This is a genomic window from Streptomyces xanthophaeus (genome assembly GCF_000725805.1).
GTDB classification, from domain to species: domain Bacteria; phylum Actinomycetota; class Actinomycetes; order Streptomycetales; family Streptomycetaceae; genus Streptomyces; species Streptomyces xanthophaeus.
The window spans coordinates 59,090-76,805 of record NZ_JOFT01000010.1; the positions used below are offsets into that span (position 1 = coordinate 59,090).

At 74.7% G+C, this 17,716-nt stretch carries 12 protein-coding genes and 2 pseudogenes; 12 read left to right on the top strand and 2 right to left on the bottom strand.

Annotated features, from left to right (window positions below):
- Window positions 1-63: 63 nt before the first annotated feature.
- Complete coding sequence (locus tag IO30_RS0102635; RefSeq protein WP_234321772.1) at window positions 64-318, bottom strand: chaplin; 255 nt, start codon at window positions 316-318, stop codon at window positions 64-66.
- Window positions 319-420: 102 nt separating this feature from the next.
- Between IO30_RS0102635 and IO30_RS0102640 the strand changes: the two genes are divergently transcribed.
- From IO30_RS0102640 to IO30_RS0102680, 9 genes are all read left to right on the top strand, one after another.
- Window positions 421-1,593, top strand: coding sequence for a hypothetical protein (locus IO30_RS0102640; RefSeq protein ID WP_031138821.1), 1,173 nt, complete (start codon window positions 421-423; stop codon window positions 1,591-1,593).
- A gap of 19 nt (window positions 1,594-1,612) precedes the next feature.
- Window positions 1,613-2,758: a glycosyltransferase gene (locus IO30_RS0102645; protein ID WP_031138823.1), complete on the top strand. Its 1,146-nt coding sequence runs from the start codon at window positions 1,613-1,615 to the stop codon at window positions 2,756-2,758.
- Window positions 2,755-4,302, top strand: coding sequence for an exopolysaccharide biosynthesis polyprenyl glycosylphosphotransferase (locus tag IO30_RS0102650; protein ID WP_373316493.1), 1,548 nt, complete (start codon window positions 2,755-2,757; stop codon window positions 4,300-4,302). Before IO30_RS0102645 ends, IO30_RS0102650 begins: the two co-directional genes overlap by 4 nt.
- The gene (locus IO30_RS0102655) at window positions 4,302-5,681 is read left to right on the top strand and encodes an O-antigen ligase family protein (protein ID WP_078904496.1); all 1,380 of its coding nucleotides are present in this window, start codon (window positions 4,302-4,304) and stop codon (window positions 5,679-5,681) included. Before IO30_RS0102650 ends, IO30_RS0102655 begins: the two co-directional genes overlap by 1 nt.
- Before the next feature lie 224 nt (window positions 5,682-5,905).
- The gene (gene murJ, locus IO30_RS0102660) at window positions 5,906-7,654 is read left to right on the top strand and encodes a murein biosynthesis integral membrane protein MurJ (protein ID WP_373316546.1); all 1,749 of its coding nucleotides are present in this window, start codon (window positions 5,906-5,908) and stop codon (window positions 7,652-7,654) included.
- Complete coding sequence (locus tag IO30_RS0102665; protein WP_031138831.1) at window positions 7,644-8,420, top strand: polysaccharide deacetylase family protein; 777 nt, start codon at window positions 7,644-7,646, stop codon at window positions 8,418-8,420. The genes murJ and IO30_RS0102665 overlap by 11 nt, the downstream gene beginning before the upstream one ends.
- The gene (locus IO30_RS0102670) at window positions 8,417-9,646 is read left to right on the top strand and encodes a glycosyltransferase (protein ID WP_078904497.1); all 1,230 of its coding nucleotides are present in this window, start codon (window positions 8,417-8,419) and stop codon (window positions 9,644-9,646) included. Before IO30_RS0102665 ends, IO30_RS0102670 begins: the two co-directional genes overlap by 4 nt.
- Window positions 9,647-9,718: 72 nt before the next feature.
- Window positions 9,719-10,432 (top strand): YveK family protein, encoded by a 714-nt coding sequence (locus IO30_RS0102675; RefSeq protein ID WP_031138836.1) that lies wholly within the window; start codon window positions 9,719-9,721, stop codon window positions 10,430-10,432.
- Complete coding sequence (locus IO30_RS0102680; RefSeq protein ID WP_031138838.1) at window positions 10,429-11,571, top strand: GNAT family N-acetyltransferase; 1,143 nt, start codon at window positions 10,429-10,431, stop codon at window positions 11,569-11,571. The genes IO30_RS0102675 and IO30_RS0102680 overlap by 4 nt, the downstream gene beginning before the upstream one ends.
- A gap of 41 nt (window positions 11,572-11,612) precedes the next feature.
- Here the strand turns inward: IO30_RS0102680 and IO30_RS0102685 are convergent, their stop codons facing one another.
- On the bottom strand, window positions 11,613-13,298 hold the full coding sequence (locus IO30_RS0102685; RefSeq protein WP_051901808.1) for a glycoside hydrolase family 26 protein: 1,686 nt from the start codon (window positions 13,296-13,298) through the stop codon (window positions 11,613-11,615).
- A 150-nt stretch (window positions 13,299-13,448) separates the two neighbouring features.
- Here IO30_RS0102685 and IO30_RS0102690 point away from each other — a divergent pair, with 150 nt between their 5' ends.
- From IO30_RS0102690 to IO30_RS0102695, 3 genes and pseudogenes are all read left to right on the top strand, one after another.
- Complete coding sequence (locus IO30_RS0102690) at window positions 13,449-14,954, top strand: carboxylate--amine ligase (RefSeq protein ID WP_031138842.1); 1,506 nt, start codon at window positions 13,449-13,451, stop codon at window positions 14,952-14,954.
- A gap of 31 nt (window positions 14,955-14,985) precedes the next feature.
- Window positions 14,986-16,164, top strand: a pseudogene (locus IO30_RS42800) (NAD(P)-binding domain-containing protein); the annotation flags it as partial.
- A pseudogene (locus IO30_RS0102695) lies at window positions 16,163-17,680 on the top strand (ATP-binding SpoIIE family protein phosphatase); the annotation flags it as partial. The pseudogenes IO30_RS42800 and IO30_RS0102695, both read left to right, overlap by 2 nt.
- Window positions 17,681-17,716 lie beyond the last annotated feature (36 nt).

A 17,716-nucleotide genomic window follows, 5' to 3' on the forward strand; every position in this document is an offset into this window, starting at 1 on the left:
GCCCCCGGTTCGGGTTGCGTGACTTCACCCGGATGCCGCCGTTTCGAGTGGCTGGGTTGACGCTCAGGCGTTCACGCAGGTGTTGCCGAACGCGGGGTTCAGCAGGGCGATCACGTTGACGGTGTTGCCGCAGACGTTGACCGGGACGTGCACCGGGACCTGGAGCAGGTTGCCGCTCAGCACGCCGGGGGAGCCGGCCGCGAGGCCCTCGGCGGAAGCGCCGCTCCCACCGTGCGCGGAGGCGAGGCCGGAGGCACCCATCAGGGCGGCGGCGCTCGCGACGACCAGGGTGGTGCCGCGGACCATCTGCTTCTTCATCTCCGGTTTTCCTTTCCGTTCGAACAATGGTGCAAGCCATAACGACCCGCCCGCTCTCAGGGTGCGTGCGATCGCCCAAAAGGCCGTACGAGCGAGTCCGACGTGATTTCCAGCCCGATTTCTGACAAAGTGCACTCCTGTTTTGTCCCCTTGATCGAATATGGAGACAGGGTCATGGGTTCCTCCCGCAGAATCCTCGGCACGCTCGGTCTGCTGTCCTGCCTCACCCTTTCCGTGAACCTTCCGGCGGCGGCCGCAGCCGCCCCCGCACCCAAGGAATTGCCCCGGGTCCCGTTCACCCAGCGCTACCAGGCCGTGCAGCACGGCGGGCTGGTCCGGGCCTCCAACTCGGGCATCAGCTGCCGCAAGGAGCAGGCGCCGCAGGCCGAACCGTGCGCCGAGGTCAAGCGGGGTGCGGCGGGGGTCAACGGCGACTTCGAGATGTTCTACAGCGAGGTCGACAAGGACCCGGACACCTACAACTCGACCCGGGCCGAGCTGAAGGTCCCCAAGGGCGCGAAGGTCTCCTACGCCCGCCTGTACTGGGGCGGGAACCTGCGGGTGGGGGAGCAGAAGCCCCCGGAGGACAACGGCCGGGTGCTGGTCTCCGAGCCCGGCGGCGCGTACAAGGAGGTGCTGGCCGACACGGTGATCGGCCACCACACGGACGCGGGCAGCGATGCCTACCAGGCCTCGGCCGACGTGACCCCGCTGGTCCGCAAGGGCGGCGCCGGCATGTGGACGGTGGCCCAGCTCAACATCGCCATGGGGCACTCCGAGGTGGGTGCCTGGGGCGGCTGGACGCTGGTCGTCGCCTACGAGCACCCGCAGGAGCCGGTGCGCAGGATCTCCCTGTGGGACGGGTTCGAGGACCTGGCCGCCGGGGGCGGGGAGGCGGCCGGCGAGACGGTCGAGATCGCCGGTCTGGACGCGCCCGCGGGATCCGCGGGGCGGGCCGGCGTGGTGGCGTACGACGGGGACCGGGGCACCCTCGGGGACTCACTCACCGTGACCGCGGACAGCGGGCGCAGGGTCAGTCTCAGCGATGCAGAAAATCCTTTTAATGATGTTATGAATTCCACGATCACGGAATTTGGGCATCCCTCGTTCGTGCGACAGCCCGAACATATGAATAACCTCGGGTATGACGCGGACGTGTTCGATCTGAGTCCCGCTCTGTCCGGTGGTGCCCGCAGCCTGAGTTTCAGGTTCACGGGCGAAAGTCAGGGTCATTTCCTCGGTGTGCTCTTCGTTCAGACAGACGCGCGCCGCTGAACGTAGGAGACCGCTCCGCGTGCCGACACAGCCTTTGACCGCACAGCCCCCGACCATCCTCCATCTCGTACAGCCCGTGGAAGGCGGCGTCGCCCGGGTCGTCGTCGACCTCGTCCGCGCCCAGTCCGCCGCCGGACTGCGCACCGTCGTCGGCTGCCCGCGCGGCGGCGGGCTCGCCGACGCCGCCCGGGACGCCGGAGCCGAGGTGCTCGGCGCCCGGCGCCTGGTCCGCCGGGTCCGGCCCGACCTGCTCCACGCCCACAGCGCCAAGGCGGGGCTGGCCGGACGGCTCGCCGTGCGCGGGGCCCTGCCCACCGTCTTCCAGCCCCACGCCTGGTCCTTCGACGCCGTCGGAGGGGCCACCGCCGCGCTCGCCCTGCGCTGGGAGCGCTACGGGGCCCGCTGGGCCGACCGGGTGCTGTGCGTCAGCGAGGCCGAACGCCGCGCGGGCGAGACCGAGGGGATCACCGCCCGCTGGTCGGTGGTCCGCAACGGCGTGGACCTCGACCACTTCCGGCCCGGCGCACCGGACCCCGACCAGGACAAGGCGGCCGCCCGGGCCGCACTGCCCCTGCCCGAGGGGTTCCCGGGCGAGGGACCACTCACCGTCTGCGTGGGCCGCCTGTGCCCGCAGAAGGGGCAGGACGTCCTGCTGCGGGCCTGGCCGGAGGTGGTGGGGGCCGTTCCCGGAGCGCGCCTCGCCCTCGTCGGCGACGGCCCCGACACCGAACGGCTGCGCCGCACGGCGGCGCTGTCCGGCACCGGCGTGCACTTCGCCGGAGCCGCCGCGGACATCCGGCCGTGGCTTCGGGCCGCCGATCTCGTTGTACTGCCGTCGCGGTGGGAAGGCATGGCGCTCGCCCCGCTCGAAGCCATGGCCTGCGGTCGACCGGTCCTGGTCTCCGACGTCAGCGGTGCACGGGAGAGCCTGCCGCCCGGCCAGGGACGGCTGTGCCTGGTGCCACCGGAGGACCCGACGGCACTGGCCAAGGCCCTGGGACGGCTGCTGACCGAGCCGCGGCTGCTCGCCGAATTCGGGGAGCAGGCCCGGCAGCACGCCCGGACGGACTTCGACGTGCGGCGGACCACGGACGCGGTCACCGGTCTGTACCACGAACTGCTGGGCAGGCCCCGGCCCTTGAACCAGGAGCGCATCAGCCGATGACGATGGACAGCGCACCCGCCCGGCACACCGGGCCGGGCGGTACGGGGCCCGCCGGCGGCAGCGCCTTCGCGCCCGCGGCCCACCCGGCGTCCCGCCGGTCCGCGGCCGCCATCCACCCCCCGCGAGGTCCCAGGACCGACCAGGCCCGGGCCGCGGTGCGGCCGGGACGGCTCCGCCGCCACGGGAGCATGACGGGGCTGCTCCCGCTGCTGACCGCCGACGCGCTGGCCACCGTACTCACCACGACGGCCCTGCCCGCACCCGCGCTGCCGGTCGCGGCCGCCCTGCCGGCCGCCGCGCTGCTCGCCGCGCTGAACGCCCGGGCCGGGCTGTACCGGCCGCGCCTGGCCCCCTCCGCGCTGCTCGAACTGCCCGCGCTGGCCGGACGGTCCGCCGCCGTGTGGTGCGGGGCCGCGGCCGTGCTGGCCGCCGTCGACCCGGGCCGGTCCCTGGGCTGGAGCGCGCTGCTCACCGCCGTCTGCCTGCAGACCGTCCTGGCCTGCGCGGGCCGCGGGGCCGTGAACCAGCTCCGCCGCCGGGCCGCCGTGCGCAGGCCCGCCTCCGCCCTGGTGGTGGGGCCCGCCGCCGGGGCGAACGCGGTGGCCGCGGCCCTCCAGGGCCGCCCCGAGTACGGGCTGCGGCCGGTGGGCCTGGCCGACACCCCCACCGCCGACGGCGATCCGCAGCAGGCCCGGCCTGGCGCCCTGCCGGTGCTCGCCACCCACGAGGACGTCCGGCGGGCGGTCATCCAGAACTCCGTCCGGCACGCCGTGTTCACCCGTCCGGCGGAAGCCGACGAACGCACCGCCTCCCTCGTCCGGCTCTTCCACGACCACGGCTGCCGGCTCTGGCTCGCCGACCCGGCCGGTACCGCCAAGGTCACCGGCATGCGGGTGCCCTGCCCCGCCGACCAGCTGTGGGGGTACGCCGTACAGCCGCTGCTGCCGCGTCCCGCGCGGCAGCTGGAACGCTGGACCAAGCGGGGCATCGACGGCCTGCTGGCCGCGCTCGCGCTGGTCGCCGCCGCCCCCGTGATGGGCGCCTGCGCCCTGGCCGTGCGGCTCTGGGACGGGCCGGGTGTGATCTTCCGTCAGGAGCGCGTCGGCCTCTACGGGCGCCCCTTCACCCTGCTGAAGTTCCGTACCCTGCGCGCCGACGAGCACGAGGCCGCCACCCGCTGGACGGTGGCCGGAGACCGCCGGATGAGCGCGGTCGGCTCCTTCCTGCGCAAGTCCTCGCTGGACGAGCTGCCGCAGCTGTGGAACGTCGTACGGGGTGACATGAGCCTCGTCGGCCCGCGTCCCGAACGGCCCTTCTTCGTGGCCAAGTTCAGCACCGTCCACCCCGGCTACGAGGCCCGCCACCGGATGCCCGTCGGCATCACCGGACTGGCCCAGATCAACGGGCTGCGCGGGGACACCTCCATCGAGGACCGGGCCCGCTTCGACAACCACTACATCGACACCTGGTCGCTGTGGCAGGACCTGTGGATCCTCGCCCGTACCGCGGCCTCCTTCTTCCGCTTCCGGCTGGGGGGCAGCTGATGAGCCTTGCCGTGGCCCTGAACGGCGTACGGCCCGATGTGCCGGCCCTGCTGCGCCGGCACTGGCCGCTGCTGCCGCTCGCCGCGACCGTGCTGTTCCTGCTCGCCCCGCTCCCGGCGGGCGACGCGACCGCCTCCGGCAAGGTGGGTCCGGCCGACGCCGCCTCGCTGCTGCTGGTCCTGGTCTGCGCGGTGCAGGCGCTGCGCGGCCGGGTGCGGACGCTGAGCCCGCTGGGCGTGCTCGTGCTCGGGATGCCCGCCGTGGGCCTGGCCGTCGCCACGGTGACCGCCGGGGACCCGTACGCGGCCCTGCCGGGCTTCGTGCGCTACCTCCAGGTCTTCGTGCTCGTCCCGGCGGCCGTGGTGCTGCTGGTGCGCGACGCCGGGGAGTTCCGGATCGCCGCCGGGTGCTTCGTGGTCCTGGCGCTGGTGCAGGGTGCGGTGGGCGTCGTGCAGTACGCGACCCACACCGGGGCCTCCTACCAGGGCGAGGACATCCGGGCCGTGGGCACCTTCGGCCCCGGTGACGTCATGGGCATGGCCACGGTGGTGGCGTACGGGCTCGTGGTCGCGACCGCCGCCGCACTGGCGCCGGGGCTGCCGCGGCAGGTCCGGCGGATCTCCGGGGCGGCCGCCCTGCTGCTGGTGCTGCCCCTGGTGCTGTCCTTCAGCCGCGGCGCCTGGATCGCCACCCTCGGCGCCGCGGTGCTGGTGATGGGCCTCGCCGGGATCCGGCGGGCCCTGAAGGTCCTGCTCGCGCTGGCCGCGGCCGGGGTGGTCCTGGTGGGCGGGCTCGGGGTCGGCTCCGAGATGGTCGCCGAACGGCTCGCCTCCATCACCCAGGTCTCCAGCGCCCCCGACCAGTCGGTGACCGACCGCTACACGATGTGGGCGGCCGCCGAGTCGATGTGGCGCGAGCGGCCCGCCGCCGGTGTGGGCCTCAAGGGCTTCCCGGCGCACCGGGACGGGCACTCCTCGCTGGGCCTGTCCTCCGGCAGCGACACCGCCGGCGCGGGACAGGCGTACATCCGCCAGCCGCTGCTCTCCCCGCACAACATGTACCTGCTGATCCTCAGCGAGCAGGGCCTGATCGGGCTGACCGCGCTGGCGGGCGGCTGGGCGCTGCTGCTGGCCGCGGGCATCCGCCGCCTCGCCTCCGGCGGGGGCGGCGCCGTCCGGGACTGCGGGCTGATCGCGACCGGGCTGTTCGTGTGGCAGCTCACCGACTTCCTCTACGCGGACATCGGCGGCCCGTCCACCGTCCTCACCGGGGTGATCATCGGTCTGGCCGCGTGGTGGGCCCTGCCGTCCCCCACCGGGGACGGCGCGCCCGGTGGCCCGGGCAGGCGCCCGGCCCTCGACGGGCCGGCGGCCCGGTGACCGATACGACGCCCTGGCGGCGGCCCGCGGCCGCGGCGACCGAGGTCGCCGCGACTGCGGGCCGTCCGCCGCATCCCCCCGAGCCGGGCCGGGCCGGGGGGCACGGCGCTGCCCTCGGCGCGACCGCCCCGGGGGCCCGGCAGGACGGGGGGCCGGCCGCCCCCGAGCCCGGCCGGGCCCCCGTCCTGCCGGGCCGCACCCGCGGCGCGGCAGGACCGGGCGGCCTGCGCAGGGCGGCGCACGCCACGGCGGGTCCGCCCGCCGGGGGCACCACGGCGCTGCGGCCCGCGGACGAACCGCAGCCGGGGCCGAAGCAGGGGCCGGGGCCGTCCGGACCGGCCGGGCCGCCCGCCGACCGGGGCGGCAACGCGCCCGCCCCGCTCGGCCGGTTCCTGGCGAAGGCGGCAGCCGTCACCGCCGTGCTGACCGCCGCCGGAGCGGTGTTCGGCCTGGTCCGCGACCAGACCATCGCGCACCTCTTCGGGGCCGGGCACGACAGCGACGCCTTCCTGATCGCCTGGACCGTGCCCGAGATGGCCTCGACGCTGCTCATCGAGGACGCCATGGCGCTGCTGATGGTGCCCGCCTTCAGCCACGCCCTGGCCAGGCGGGCCGCCAGCAGGGCGGGCCTCACCCGCAAGGAGGCCCGGGCGCAGGACCCCGTACGGCTGCTCTTGGGGGCGACCCTGCCGCGGCTCGCGGTCCTGCTGGCCGCGGTGGCCTCCGTACTGGTCCTCGCGGCGCCGCTGGTCGTCGCCGTCCTCGCGCCGGGCCTGCCGGACCCCGAACTGGCCGTCCAGTGCACCCGGCTGACCGCGCTGACCGTGCTCTCCTTCGGGATCGCCGGATACTTCAGCGCCGCCCTCAGAGCCCACCGCTCCTTCGTGCCGCCCGCCGCGATCTACGTCTCGTACAACGTCGGGATCATCGGGACGATGCTGGCCCTCCACACCCTGTGGGGGGTGCGGGCCGCCGCCGCGGGCGTGGCCGTCGGCGGTCTGCTGATGGTCCTCGTCCAGCTCCCCGCCTTCATCCGCAACGTGGGCTTCGGCCCGACCCGCCGCAAGGGCGCCCCCCGCAGCCAGCGCGACCGCGACCGGCCCACCCTCATCGCCTTCGGGGTCATCGCACCCGTCATCTTCTTCGCCGTCTTCCGGCAGTCCCAGGTGCTGGTCGAGCGGTTCCTCGCCGCCTCCCTGCCCTCCGGGGCGATCTCGCACCTCAACTACGCGCAGAAGGTCGCGCAGATGCCGATGGTGCTCTCCCTGATGATCTGCACCGTCACCTTCCCGGTGGTGGCCCAGGCCATGGCCGCCGGGGAGCGGGAGAAGGCCCGGCGCCGCGTCGAACAGGACCTCGCCCTCGCCTCCCTCGCCGTCCTGATGGGCACCGCCCTGGTCATCGGGTACGCACCGCAGATCATCCAGGTCCTCTTCGAACGGGGCGCCTTCACCCACCAGGACACCCTCGCCACCGCCTCCGTCATGCGGGTCTACGGACTCGGACTCCTCGGCCACTGCCTCGTCGGGGCACTGTCCCGGCCCTTCTTCTCGACCGCCCGGCCCATCTGGTTCCCGGCGTTCGCGATGGGCGCCGGACTGCTCGTCAACATCGTGGCCGGAGCCCTCGCCGTCACCTGGTGGGGCACCTACGGCATCGCCGCCGCCAACGCTGCCGGCATCACCACCACCGCCGCCCTGCTGCTCACCGGACTCGGCTCCCGGATCATCGCCATCCAGGTCCGCCAGGTCGCCGTCAGCATCGGACGGCTCGCCGTCTCCGCGGCGGCGGCCTGCGCCACCGGCTGGATCGCGGGGCCGATGATCCCCGACCCGATGCTCAGCGCCGCCCTCGGCTGCCTCCTGGTCCCGGCCATGTTCGGGGCCACCGGCACGGCCATACGGGCCCTCGAAGTCACCTCCCTGCCCGCCCAGATGTCCCAGCTCACCCAGAGGTTCCGCAATGCCCGCTGACACCGACACGGCGCCCGCCGCCGTCGTGGGCCCCGCCCGCCGGACCGCTTCGCCGTGGGTCCTGATGTACCACTCGGTCGCCGAGTTCACCGACCCCGCCGAAGACCCGTACGGGATCACCGTCACCCCCCGGACCCTGGAGGCCCAGCTGCTGTGGCTGCGCTCGCGCGGTCTGCGCGGGGTGTCGGTCGGCGAGCTGCTCCGGGCCCGCGCGGCCGGGCGCGGCGACGGCCTGGTCGGGCTGACCTTCGACGACGGGTACACCGACTACCTGACCCGTGCGCTGCCCCTGCTGCGCCGCTACGACTGCACCTCCACCCTCTTCGTGCTGCCCGGGCGGCTCGGCGTGGACAACGTGTGGGACCCGCTGGGGCCGCGCAAGTCCCTGCTCACCGCCGAGGGGATCCGCGAAGTCGCCGCCGCGGGGCAGGAGATCGGCTCGCACGGGCTGCTCCACCAGGACCTCACGGCCGCCTCCGACGACGTGCTCCTCCAGGAGCTTCGCGGGAGCCGGGACCTGCTGCGCGAGCTGACCGGGACCCTGCCCGAGGGCTTCTGCTACCCGTACGGGCACCTCGACGCCAGGGTCGTCGACGCCACCCGGGCCGCCGGATACGGGTACGCCTGCGCCATCGACCCCGGACGGCTGGCGGGCCCGCACGCCCTGCCCCGTACGCACGTCAGCCAGGCGGACGGCGGCGCCCGGCTGCGGATCAAGCAGCTGCGCCACCAGGCGCGGGAGCTGCGGCGGGCGGTGCACCGGTGAAGGAGGTCAAGGCACTCCACATCATCACCGGGCTCGGCGTCGGCGGGGCCGAACAGCAACTGCGGCTGCTGCTGCGGCACCTGCCGATGCAGAGCGACGTGCTCACCCTGACCAATCCCGGGCCGGTGGCCGAGGGGCTGCGGGCCGACGGGGTCCGGGTCGTGCACCTGGGGATGCAGGGCAACAGGGACCTCGGGGCGCTGCCGCGGCTGGTGAAGTTCATCCGGCGCGGCCGCTACGACCTCGTGCACACCCACCTGTACCGGGCCTGCGTCTACGGGCGCCTGGCAGCCCGGCTCGCAGGGGTCGGGGCGACCGTGGCCACCGAACACTCCCTCGGCGAGGGCGAGATCGAGGGCCGGCCGCTGTCGGGCGGGGTCCGGGCGCTGTACCTGGCCAGTGAGCGCCTGGGAGCCGCGACCGTGGCCGTCTCGGACACCGTGGCCGCCCGGCTGGAAGGATGGGGGGTGCCGGCCGCGCGGGTGCATGTCGTACCGAACGGGATCGAGGCCGTCCGCTTCCGCTTCGACGAAGGGGTGCGCCGCGCCACCCGGGCCCGCAGCGGGCTGCCCGAACGGGCCTTCGTGGTCGGCGGGGTCGGCCGGCTGGTGCCCGGCAAGCGGTTCGACGTCCTCGTACGGGCCGTCGCCGCGCTGCCGGGGGCGCACCTGCTGCTGGTGGGGGACGGGCCCGAGCGTGCGGCGCTGCGCCGGCTCGCCGGGGAGCTCGGCGTACAGAACCGGATCCACCTGCTCGGGGAGCGCGACCCGCTGGGCGACAGTGCGGACGGCCGCACCCCCGGGATCCCGGCGCTGCTGGCCGCGATGGACGTCTTCGTGTCCCCCTCGCGCGAGGAGGCCTTCGGGCTCGCCGTGGTCGAGGCGCTGGCCGCCGGGCTCCCGGTCCTGCACGTCACCTGCCCGGCCGTCGACGACCTGCCCGCGGACGAGGCCCCCGGCGCCCGCCGCATCGGGCCGGGTACGGAGGAACTCGTCGCGGCCCTGCGCGGCCACATGGAGGCGGGGGCCCGGCGCCTCCCGCCGCCGCCGGTGGTCCGCCGCTACGACATCGCCGGCAGCGCCCGCCGGCTCCTGGACGTCTACGCCCTCGCGCTGGCCACCGGTCCCGAGCCCGCGCCCCGTCCGGCCGCGGGGCCCGGTCTGCCCGCGGCCGGGCCCTCGCCCGAGGGCACGGCCCGCGCCGGCACCGGTAACGGAACCGGCTGATCCATCCCCGTCCCGGCAGGGGTCCCGGCCGGGACCCGAAGAACTCCCCTCCACCAGGAAGCGAGCACGCTCATGGCCGACACCGCCGACCAGAAGAAGTCCGACCACCGCTCCGAGAAGAAGAGGCCGCTGCGACGGCTGCCGAAGCCCCCCGCATGGTGGCCGCTGCCCGTGTGCGCCGCGCTGGGCCTGGCCGCGGGCGGGGCGTACGGGGTGCTCAAGGCCCCCGAGTACGCCGCCACCAGCTACGTCGTCGCCGTGCCGGACGACACCACCGAACCGGCCACCGCCCTCGGCTTCGCGCAGGCCTACGCCCGCATCGCGACCAGCAGTTCCACGCTCGCCTACGCCCAGCCCCGCGCGGGCCTCACCACCCGGCAGCTGCGCACCCAGGTGCGGGCCGAGACCTCCCCCGAGTCCCCGATGATCGCCATCACCGGAACCTCCAAGAGCCCGGCCGAGGCCGCCGACATCGCCAACGCGGTGGCCGACGCCCTGTCCCTGAGCAGCAATCAGGCCGCCAAGAACACCGGGGTCCAGCTGCTGCTCTTCAACCAGGCCGTGGCCCCGTCCGACCCGGCCTCGCCCTCCGCCCCCGTCAGCGGCGCCGTCGGGCTGTGCGCCGGAGGGCTGCTGGGCGGGCTGTGGCTGCTGGCCCGGCCGGGCCGCGCCCGCCGCCAGGAACGCACCGACGGGTCCGTGGCCGCCCCGGCGGTCGAGGAGTACGCGACGCTCCCGGCCCAGGGCGAGCACACCGAGACCAAGGAGAAGGAGTCCGTGCGATGAGTGCGGGCTCCACCGGGGCCCTGTCGGTGACGCTATGCCGCGACCCCCGGCAGTTCGCCGCGCTCCAGGAGCCGTGGAACCGGCTCGTCCGCAGCTGCCCCACCGCCACCCCGTTCCAGAGCCACGCCTGGCTGCACTCCTGGTGGCTGTCGTACGGCAAGGACGGCCGGCTGCGGATCCTGCTCGTACGGCGCGGTGAGGAACTGGTCGGCGCGGCCGCGCTGATGCTCGTGCACCGGCCGCTGCCGCTGCTGGTGCCGCTCGGGGGGCCCATCACCGACTACTTCGACGTGCTCGTGGCCGCGGACCACGCCGAGCAGGTCGTCCCGGCGCTGGCCCGCGGGCTGCACCGGGCGGCCCGGGGCGCGGTCGTGGACCTGCGGGAGGTGCGGCCCGGCGCGGCCGCCGAGGCGCTCTACGGGCAGTGGCCCGGGGTGCGCGCCGCCCTCACCGACTCCACGTGCATGGAGCTGCCCGCGCTGCCCTTCGACGAGCTGGTCAAGCGGATGCCGGCCTCCGGGGGCCAGCGGGTGCGGGCCAAGCTCCGCAAGACCGACGCGGCCGGGATCGAGGCGCACGAGGCCACCGAGGCCGAAGTGCCGGGCGCCGTACGGACGCTGCTGCGGCTGCACGAGAAGCAGTGGCGCGGCCGCGGTGTGACCCCCGAGCACCTGAGGCCCCGCTTCGCGGAGCACCTGACCCGGGCCACCCGGCGGATGGTGCGCACCGGGGAGGCCCGGCTGACGGAGTTCCGCCTCGACGGGGAACCGGTGGCGGCCAACGTCACGCTGCTGTCGGCGGGGATGAGCGGCGGCTACCTCTACGGGGCCGACCCGGACCTGCGGTCGCGCAAGGTGGACGTGGCGACGCTGCTGCTGCGCCACGACGTCGGGCGGGCGCTCGCCGACGGCCGCCCGGTGGTGAGCTTCCTGCGGGGCAGCGAACCGTACAAGAACCACTGGCGGCCCGAGACGGTCGTCAGCCGGCGGTTCCTGCTGGCCACGACCGCGCTCGCGCCCCTGCTGCGGCTGCACGAGTCACAGCTGACGGGGCGCGAGCGGGCGGTGGACGCACTGCGGGAGACGCTGCCGGCGGCCCGGGACTGGCGGGCGCGGATCAACGAACTCCGGGTCCGGTGACCGTGCCCGCGCCCGTCTCCGCGCGCCCGCCGGGGCGCCGCCTAGAACGGCCAGAGGCCGGAGCCCTTGTCCCAGCCGAGCTGGACGCAGACCGACTGCTTGCCGACGAGCTTGGAGAGCCACTCACCGAAGCTGAGCGGTACGCACCACAGCTTGCTGTTGGCGGGCGGCGGGGTCGGCTGGGGCTCGGGCTTGGGCACGACCGGGCTCGGCGTCACGGGCGCGGGCACCGGTGCCGTGACCTCCGGTGCGGGGGCCGTGGGCGTGGGGACGGCGGGCGTGGGGACGGCGGGGCTCGGGGTGACCGGGGCCGGGGTGACCGGGGCGGGGGGCTCGGGTGCCGGCGTCGGGACGAGCGGGCTCGGGGTGACCGGGGCCGGAGTGACCGGGGCCGGGACCTCGGGCGCCGGATCGGGCACGGCGGGCGTGGGGACGGCGGGCGTCGGAACGGCGGGCGTGGGGACGGCCGGGCTCGGTTCCGGGGCCGGGCTGACCGGGGCGGGGGCCTCGGGCGTCGGCGTCGGGACGACCGGGCTCGGGGTCACCGGCACCGGCACCTGCGGGCTCGGCACCGTCGGGACGGTCACCTCGGGCGTCGGGACCGCGGGGCTCGGCACCGTGGGGACGGTCACCTCGGGCGTCGGGACCTGCGGCGTCGGGACCTCGGGCGTCGGGACGACCGGCGTCGGGACCACGGGAGTCGGGACCACGGGAGTCGGCACCACGGGCGTGGGGATCACCGGGCCGGGGTTCTCGGGCGTCAGCGCGTCGCGGAAGACCTTCGAGGAGTCCGGGTTCTGCTTGCACTGCCACACGCCGTGCGGGCAGTAGTCGGTGATGGTGTGGTAGAGCGGCTTGTGCTGCTCGATCCACTTCAGCATGCGCCGCACGTACTCCGGATTGTCCCCGTGCCGGAAGAGCCCCCACTCCGGGTACGAGATCTCCTTGCCATGTGCCTTTGCGAAGTCGACGTGCTGCTGGAGCCCGTACGGCTGGGTGATCTGGTCGTCGAAGGTACGGCCCGGAGCCTGGTCGTACGAATCCATCCCGACGATGTCGACCACGTCGTCGCCGGGGTAGCACTTGGTCCAGCCGATGGCGTCCGTACCCCGGTTCGGGGCGAAGTCGAACTTGAACTCCTGTCCGGGCACGGCGCGCATCGTGGTGACGACGCGCCTCCAGTACGCCTTCCAGTTCTCCGGGTCCGGCCCGCAGCGGTGCGTGTAGGTGGTGCCGTTCATCTCCCAGCCGAGCACGATCACCGTGTCCGGGACGCCCAGCGACACCAGCCGCTCGGCGAGCTTCTTGAAGTGGCGGTCGTACTGCCCCTCGGCGCCCGCCTTGATCAGCTGGGCCACCTGGCGATCGGGGACCCGTGCTTCGTTCCGTGCCTGCATGGGCACGTTGAGGACGAACATCCGGTCGTCCTGGGCCAGCCGCCAGGCCGCCCAGGACTGCAGGAAGGAGACGTTGCCCTCGATGCCCGCCCACACGTCACCGGGGAGATAGGTGTGACCCACCCGGATCTCCTTGCCGCCCAGCCACTGCGACAGCTGCGGGATGCGGGCCACGCCGGAGGGCCCGTAGTCGAGATAGGCGCCCATGGCGATGCCGGAGCCCTTGGCCTTGTCCTCCTCGGGCGCCGCGAGGGCGGCGCCGGTGGCGAGCAGTCCGGCCGTGACCGTACCGATGCAGGTGCTCGCCAGTCGGCGGCGTGGTCTGGGCATGGCGTCTCCCGAGCTTTCCTGAATCGGTGTGCTTACCAAAGACGTTAGACATCACATCTGACGAATGGCCTGTTCGGTGACCGATGGGTAGGCCATTCGCAGCTGCGCACCACCCCCGCTTGGTCCGACTAGGTGAAAGACACCGCCTCCATGCACGCGTTCGCCCCTCATGTGCCCGCAGTTCTGCTCAGACTCGATCGGAATCCGTTCCACCACGGAACCCTTGGCGCCGTCAGATCCCTTGGCCGTAAGGGCGTGGAGGTCCATGCCGTCGTCGAGGCCGGGGGAGGTCCCGTGGGACGTTCGCGGTACCTGCACGCCGTGCACCCCGGGCCCTCCGGCGGGATCGACCCCGAGAGCCCCGAGGCGCTGCTGGACTGCCTGACCGGGGTGTCGGAGCGGATCGGCCGGCCGGCCGTGCTCGTCGCCATGGACGACCTGAGCGCGATCGCCGTCTCCCGGGTCGCCCCGATGCTGACGGACCGTTTCCGGATCCCCCATCAGCCGGACAACCTGCCCGCCCGGGTGGCCGACAAGGCGGAGCTGTCCCGGCTCTGCGCGCGGTGGGACATCGCGCACCCGGAGACGGTGATCCCGGCGAGCGGGGCGGAGGCGGCGGACGCCGCATGGCGCCTGGGGCTGCCGGTGGTCGCCAAGTGGAGCAGGCCCTGGCTGCTGCCGCCGGGGGGCGAGGGGCTGCGCAGCACCACCCTGGTGCAGACCACCGCCGAGGTGCGGCGGCTGTACGAGCGCTCGGCCGAGGCCGGGAGCAGGCTGCTGCTCCAGCGGTTCCTGCCGGCCGGTGCCGACACCGACTGGTTCTTCCACGGGGCCTTCTCCCGGGGCGGGCACCCGCTGCTCGCGGGCTCCGGCCGCAAGGAGCTGTCCTGGCCGGTGCGGACGGGCCTGACGGCGGTGGGGCGCTGGCTGCCGGACCCGGCGGTGGAGGAGGCGGGGCTGCGGCTCGCCGAACGCCTGGGCTACCAGGGAATCTTGGACCTCGACTTCCGCCGCGACGAGTGCGGCACCTTCCGGCTGGTGGACTTCAACCCCCGCCCCGGGGCGCAGTTCCGGCTGTTCACGGACGCGGCCGGGCTGGACGTCGTCCAGGCGATGTACCTGGACCTGACGGGGCAGCGGGTCCCGCAGCCCTCGGGCGGGCCGGGCCGGGTGTTCGTCGCCGAGAACTACGCGCTGCTGGCGGCGGTCCGGGGGCGCTGCCTGCCGCGCCGCCCGGGCGCGGGTCCGGCGGGGCCCGCCGCGCCGCCCGGACCCGCACCGCAGGCCGGTCCGGCACAGGCCGCCCAGGGCCGGGTGACGGAGCGTCGGACCGGTCCGGCCGCGGCCGGCGGGGGCCGTGGACCGGTGCGGGAGCGGCCGGCCGGGGAACGGGGGCGCGTCGAGGCGGCCTGGTTCGCCGCGGACGACCTCGGGCCGTTCGTGGCGATGCTCCGCGCCTTCCTCGGCCGTGGGCTGGGCAAGGGCGCCCGCGCCCTGCGCGGTGTCCCCGCACAGGGGCGGCGTACGGCCCGCGCGGCCGTCCGGGCCCCGCGCCAGCGCGGCCGGGAACAGCCCGCCGGCGCCCCGGGCGGGTCCGCCTCCCGTCCCGCGCCGCCCGAGGCACCGGCGGAGCCGGACGAACTGGTGACCCGTTGAGCACGACTCTGGAAGGACGGCCGTGACGCGGATGGACGATCTCGTGGTGATCGGCGCGGGCCCGTACGGGCTGTCGATCGCCGCGCACGCTGCGGGCGCGGGGCTCGACGTACGGGTGCTGGGCCGGCCGATGGCCTCGTGGCGCGACCACATGCCCGACGGCATGTACCTGAAGTCGGAACCCTGGTCGTCGAACCTGTCCGCCCCTGACGGACGGCACACCCTGGCCGAGTACTGCGCCACCCGGGGCCTGGTCGCGGAACACGGCACTCCGCTGCCGATCGGGACGTTCAGTGCGTACGGGATGTGGTTCGCCCGGCACGCCGCACCCGAGGTGGAGGAGGTGACCGTCACGGAGGTGACCCCGCAGGGCGAGGCCTTCCGCATCCGTACCGCCGAGGGACCGCCGCTGCTCGCCCGCACGGTCGCCCTCGCGGTCGGAGTGATGCCCTTCGTCCACCATCCCCGGGCGCTGCGGGACCTCCCGCCCGGCCACTACTCGCACAGCAGCGGCCACCGGGACCTGACCCGCTTCGCCGGACTGGACGTCGCGGTGCTCGGCGCCGGGCAGGCGGCCCTGGAGACCGCCGCCCTGCTGGCCGAGCAGGGGGCCCGGCCGGCTCTGGTGGCCCGCAGTTCGCGGCTGAACTGGAACACCGTCCCGCAGCCCCTGGAGCGGCCCGCGCTGCGGGCCCTGCGCGAACCGCACAGCGGGCTCGGCACGGGATGGCGCAGCTGGGCGTGGTCGGAGCTGCCCTGGGCGGTGCGGAGGCTGCCCGCCGCGACCCGGGAGCGGATCGCGGCGACGGCTCTGGGGCCGGCCGGTGCCTGGTGGCTGCGGGACCGGTTCGAGCAGCACGTCCCGGCCCTTCTCGGCCACCGGCTGCACCGGGCGGTCGCGGTGGGTGAGCGGACCCGACTCGGGCTGACCACCGGAGCCGGGGAGTCCGTCGTCCTGGACGCCGCCCACGTGATCGCGGCCACCGGATTCACCCCGGACCTGGACCGCATGGAGCTGCTCGATGCGGGGCTGCGGGCCGCGCTGGAGACGGTCGGGGGCACTCGGACCCCGGAGCTGAGCGCCCGCTTCGAGTCCTCGTGGCCCGGGCTGTTCTTCGCGGGGCTGCTGACGGCTCCCTCATTCGGCCCTTCCATGCGATTCGTGCACGGTGCGGGCTTCACGGCGGGGAGACTGGTGAGAGGAGTCCGCCCTGGGCCTCGTCGAGGGCGGCACCATCAAGATGATCGCGATGAGCGGGGAGACCCTGGAGATCCTCAGCGAGCGCAGCCTGACGCGGCTGGACGGCTCGCTGCCGCTGTCGCAGGCGGTGCTGACCAGGAAGGCCCGCTTCGCCACCTCGCTCACCGCGCTCGGCGTGGAGTTCCCGCTGCTCAGCGACTACCTGAACCGCATCCAGTACGACGCGGCGGCCTACCTGCCGCTGATCGCGCAGGCCAAGGCCATCGGCGGGCTGGTCCTGTTCTACCGGCGGCGCAGCGAGTTCAGCCCCGAGGAGCGCAACCTGTGCCTGGGCCTCGCGGGCATCGTGGCGCAGTCGCTCCAGCGGGCGCTCCTGTTCGACCAGGAGCGGGAGTTCGCGACCGGACTGCAGGCCGCCATGCTGCCGCGGCGGATCCCGGAGATCACCGGCGGGGAGATCGCGGTCCGCTACCACTCGGCCTGGAGCGGGCGGGAGGTCGGCGGGGACTGGTACGACGTGATCGCGCTGCCCCGCGACCGGGTCGGCATCGTGGTGGGCGACGTGCAGGGGCACGACACGCACGCGGCGGCGATCATGGGCCAGCTGCGGATCGCCCTGCGCGCGTACGCGGGGGAGGGGCATCCGCCGTCCACCGTGCTGGCCCGGGCCTCGCGCTTCCTCGCCGAGCTGGACACCGAACGCTTCGCCACCTGCATGTACGCGCAGGTGGACCTGGAGACCGGCGGCGTACGGGCGGTCCGTGCGGGCCACCTCGGCCCGCTGATCCGGCACACGGACGGGCGTACCGGCTGGCCCAACGTGCGCGGCGGCCTCCCGCTGGGGCTGGCCACGGCCTTCGAGCAGGAGGAGTTCCCCGAGACCCGGCTCGACCTCGTCCCCGGCGAGACGCTCGTGCTGTGCACGGACGGGCTGGTGGAGGAGCCGGGCACCGCCATCACCCAGGGGATGGAGGCCCTCGCCCACGCGGTGCGCAGCGGCCCGCAGGAGGCCGGGGCGCTCGCCGACCACCTCTCCGACCGGCTCTGGGAGCGCTGGGGCTCCGGAGACGACGTGGCCCTCCTGGTGCTGCGCCGGGCCCCCGACCCGGGCACCCACCGGGCCCCGCGCATCCACCAGTACATCCACCAGGCCGACCCCGAAGGGCTCTCCGAGGCCCGCTACGCCCTGCGGCAGGCCCTGCGGGACTGGGGGATGCCGGAACTCGCCGACGACGTGGAGCTGGCCGCCGGGGAGCTGCTGGTCAACGCCCTGCTGCACACCGACGGCGGGGCGGTGCTGACGATGGAGGTGCTGCCGGAGCCGGTCCGGCGGATCCGGCTGTGGGTCAAGGACCGCTCCAGCGTGTGGCCGCGCAGGCGCACCCCGGGCGAGGCGGCCACCACGGGGCGGGGGCTGCTGCTGGTGGACGCGCTGGCCACGCACTGGGGCGTGGAGTCCCGGGGCGACGGCAAGGCGGTGTGGTGCGAGTTCGATGCCGGCGGCAGCCTCAGGAGCATCGGGTGACCATGTGGTCACCCCGAGTTGTGGGGCGGCAAGGGT

Bases quoted from the DNA above. Each gene is read 5' to 3' on its own strand.
- IO30_RS0102635 (WP_234321772.1), bottom strand. From the start codon at position 318: ATGAAGAAGCAGATGGTCCGCGGCACCACCCTGGTCGTCGCGAGCGCC.
- IO30_RS0102650 (WP_373316493.1), top strand. From the start codon at position 2,755: ATGACGATGGACAGCGCACCCGCCCGGCACACCGGGCCGGGCGGTACG.
- IO30_RS0102655 (WP_078904496.1), top strand. From the start codon at position 4,302: ATGAGCCTTGCCGTGGCCCTGAACGGCGTACGGCCCGATGTGCCGGCC.
- IO30_RS0102665 (WP_031138831.1), top strand. From the start codon at position 7,644: ATGCCCGCTGACACCGACACGGCGCCCGCCGCCGTCGTGGGCCCCGCC.
- IO30_RS0102675 (WP_031138836.1), top strand. From the start codon at position 9,719: ATGGCCGACACCGCCGACCAGAAGAAGTCCGACCACCGCTCCGAGAAG.
- IO30_RS0102680 (WP_031138838.1), top strand. From the start codon at position 10,429: ATGAGTGCGGGCTCCACCGGGGCCCTGTCGGTGACGCTATGCCGCGAC.
- IO30_RS0102685 (WP_051901808.1), bottom strand. From the start codon at position 13,298: ATGCCCAGACCACGCCGCCGACTGGCGAGCACCTGCATCGGTACGGTC.
- IO30_RS0102690 (WP_031138842.1), top strand. From the start codon at position 13,449: ATGCACGCGTTCGCCCCTCATGTGCCCGCAGTTCTGCTCAGACTCGAT.